General features: G+C 68.7%; 4 protein-coding genes. 2 read left to right on the forward strand and 2 right to left on the reverse strand.

Annotated elements, in window-relative coordinates:
• Together ABZ646_RS43405 and ABZ646_RS43410 are read right to left on the reverse strand one after the other, a co-directional pair.
• On the reverse strand, positions 1–575 hold a 575-nt coding region (locus tag ABZ646_RS43405), incomplete at its 3' end, for a response regulator transcription factor (RefSeq protein WP_360532386.1).
• Positions 572–1,345 carry a sensor histidine kinase gene (locus tag ABZ646_RS43410; protein WP_360532390.1) on the reverse strand — a complete coding sequence of 258 codons (774 nt, stop codon included), beginning with the start codon at positions 1,343–1,345 and terminating at the stop codon, positions 572–574. The genes ABZ646_RS43410 and ABZ646_RS43405, both read right to left, overlap by 4 nt.
• 40 nt (positions 1,346–1,385) lie before the next feature.
• On the opposite strand from ABZ646_RS43410, the gene ABZ646_RS43415 reads away from it, so the two are divergent.
• Both ABZ646_RS43415 and ABZ646_RS43420 read left to right on the forward strand, forming a co-directional pair.
• Positions 1,386–2,711 carry a cupin domain-containing protein gene (locus ABZ646_RS43415; RefSeq protein WP_360532393.1) on the forward strand — a complete coding sequence of 442 codons (1,326 nt, stop codon included), beginning with the start codon at positions 1,386–1,388 and terminating at the stop codon, positions 2,709–2,711.
• Between the two features lie 35 nt (positions 2,712–2,746).
• The coding region (locus ABZ646_RS43420) for an ABC transporter transmembrane domain-containing protein (protein WP_360532396.1) at positions 2,747–3,283 on the forward strand (537 nt) is incomplete at its 3' end.

A 3,283-nucleotide genomic window follows, 5' to 3' on the forward strand; every position in this document is an offset into this window, starting at 1 on the left:
GTCGAGGATGCCCGCCGCGTGGACCACGCCACCGATGGTGTGGGCAGCCAGCACGTCCGCCAGGGCCGCCCGATCAGCCCCAGCACGTCACGCTCGCGGCCTGTCACCCCGTCCAGGGCATGAGTGACCGGGCCTGTGTAGCCGGGGCGACGGACGTAGGTCTCGATGAGCCTGCGGGTGACGCCGGGTGACAGCAACGACTCCCCGGTGGCGATCACCCGCACGGCGTCGAGCAGCCGTGCGGGTGGAGTGTCCTTGAGGAGGAAGCCTGCGGCGCCTGCGCGGAGCGCTTCGAAGACGTACTCGTCCAGGTCGAAGGTGGTGAGCACCAGGACGTGGACGGGCACCGGAGACGGACTGCCGAACAGTGCGCGGATGGCCTCGATGCCATTGAGCCCGGGCATCCGGATGTCCATCAGGGCTACGTCGGGGCGCAGTTCGCGGATCACCCTGACCGCCTCGGTCCCGTCGGCCGCCTCGCCGACGACCTGGAGATCGTCTTCCGACTCGAGCAGCACACGGAACCCGGCGCGCACCAGCGTCTCGTCGTCCACCACGACGACCCGCACCGTCATGCGTCCTCCAGGCCAGCGCCCACGGTGAACTGGGCCGTTCGCCCTTCAGCGGCGTACGGCAGCCTCGCGGCGACGCGAAAGCCGTGCGGCGAGAGCGGGCCCGCGTGAACCTCGCCGCCGTAGAGGGCGGCGCGTTCCTTCATGCCGGTCAGGCCGTGGCCCTCGGTGATCGGGGTGGACGTATGGCCGACTCCGGCATCGACGACCGTGAGAGCGACCTCGCCCGGCGAGTAGGCGACCGTCGCCCGGGCGTGGCCGGTGCGGGCGTGCTTGACGACGTTGGTCAGGGCTTCCTGCACGATGCGGTAGGCGGCGCGGTCCAGACCCCGGGGCAGGGGGTGCGGGTGACCGCTGATCGTCAATTCGACCTGGACACCGGCCCGTCGGGTCTGTTCGAGGAGCGTGTCGAGGTCGTCGAGGCCGCCGGGCAGCCATTCGGCACCATCGTCATCGCGCAGGACACCCAGCAGTGAACGCAGCTCTACCAGGGCGTCCCTGCTCGTCGTCTCGATCGCGGCGAGGGACTTCGCGGCCTCGTCAGGTCGGTTGCCGATGACGTGGTGGCCGACGCCCGCCTGGACCGCGACGATGCTCAGGCTGTGCGCGACCACGTCGTGCAACTCCCGGGCGATGCGCATGCGTTCCTCGACGAGCAGGTGCTGTGCCCGCTCTTCGGCCTGCTCGACCAGGCCTCGGGTATAGGCGCGGCCCTGTCTGGTGGACCATCCGATCGCCCAGGCGGCGGCCTCGACAATGAGGCTTTCGCTCATCCCCGGCCACCCCCAGTAGTCGTGCCCTGTGATGCCCTGCATGGGGATCACCAAGGCGAGTTGTGCTGCGCCTGCCACCAGGCACGCGTACGCCGCGACACGCGCGGGTCGGGCGACCGCCACCCCATATACCAGCAAGGCGGTCGCCAGCAATGCACCCGCTATCCCATCGACGATTTCCACTCCCGAGCTTGAGCGGCTGCTTCTGCCTGTTCCAGTGAGTGACTTTTTCGGTGAGTACTGGGAGCAACAACCCCTGGTAGTCCACCGGAACGACCCGGAGTACTTCGCGGATCTGCTGACCTTGGACGGCATCGATCACGTGTTGTCCCTCGCGGGCATAGGGCTGGAGAACATCCGGGTGGTGGTGAACGGCAAAGAGACTCCGGTATCGGAGCTCGGGACGGGCCCGGGCCGCAACAGTGGGACGAATTCCCTGGAGTCGCTCTACGCGCGCTACCGCGGCGGATCAACGATCGTGTTGAACTCGCTGCAGGACCGGCGGGAGTCGTTGCAGCGGATCGCGTCGGCGCTGGGGAGCGAACTGGGCGCACGGGTGCAGATGAACATCTATCTGACGCCGCCGGGCTCGCAGGGTTTCATGCCGCACTACGACATGCACGATGTGTTCATCGCCCAGGTCTATGGCAGCAAGGTCTGGCGGCTGGCCGACGAACCGTACGAGCTGCCGCTGCAGAACCGGCCGTATGACAAGTCGCAGTCGGCCCCGGAGCCGACGCGGGAGTTCGATCTGCGGGCCGGGGATCTGCTGTATATGCCGCGCGGGACGATCCACTCCGGCGCCGCGAACGAGACGGCTTCGCTGCACGTGACGCTCGGGATCCACCCGGTGCTGCGGACGCAGGCAGTACAGGACGCGCTCGCGGAACTGGCTGCTGAGGATGTGCGGTTCCGCCGATCGCTGCCGGTCGGGTTCGACCGGGACCCGGCCATACGTGAGCGGGCAGAGGCGGGGTTCGCCGAGCTGCTGGACGCGCTGCGAGCGCAGTTGTCCCCGGCGGAGATGACCTCCCGGGCAGTGGAGCGGGTGACCTCGATGTCCTCCCCGCTGCTGCGGGGCCACCTGCTGGACCAGGAGGAGCTCCCGCGCACCGGCCTGGACACCCGACTGCGCCGCCGCCCCGGCCTGCAGTGGCAGCTCACGGTGGCCGACGGGGTGGCGCGGCTGCACTTCCACAACAAGACCGTGCAGTTTCCCGACGCGGTTGCGGAGGAGGTGCGCCACATCGCCCGGCACGGCATCGAATGGTTCACGGCGCAGGCCATCCCCGGAGACCTGGACGAGGCCGGCCGGTTGACGCTGGTGCGCACCTTGCTGGGCGAGGGCTTCCTTACCCTGCGCTGACAGTGGTGGACGCACACGGGACGGAGAAGGACTCTATGGGCGCTCCGAAGTCGGATCCGGATACGGTGCCGAAGGTACCGTTGCGACGGATCCTGGGGTTGCTGCGGCCCTACCGGAGCCGGTTGGGGGTGATGCTGGCCCTGGTCGCAGCGTCTTCGATGCTGGCCATGGTGCCGCCGTTCCTGCTGCGGACCGTCCTGGACGTGGCGCTGCCGCACGGGCGAGCCGGGCTGCTGAGCGCACTGGCGGCGGGCATGCTGGCGGTGGTGCTGGTCTCCAACGGGGTGGGCGTCGGCCAGGCGTACCTGTCACTGGCGGTCGGCGAGCGCATGATGAACGATCTGCGGATCGCCGTGTACGCGCGGCTGCAGCGGATGCCGCTGGCTTTCTTCACCCGCACGCGCACCGGAGAGATGCAGTCCCGGATCGCCAACGACATCGGCGGGATGGGATCGGTCATCACCACGCTGTCCGGCAGCATCGTCGGCAATATCACCACGGTGGTGTCCAGCCTGATCGCCATGCTTGCCCTGGATTGGCAGCTGACGATCGTCTCGCTGCTCATGGTGCCG

The organism is Streptomyces sp. NPDC007162 (assembly GCF_040634175.1).
Taxonomy (GTDB): Bacteria; Actinomycetota; Actinomycetes; order Streptomycetales; family Streptomycetaceae; genus Streptomyces.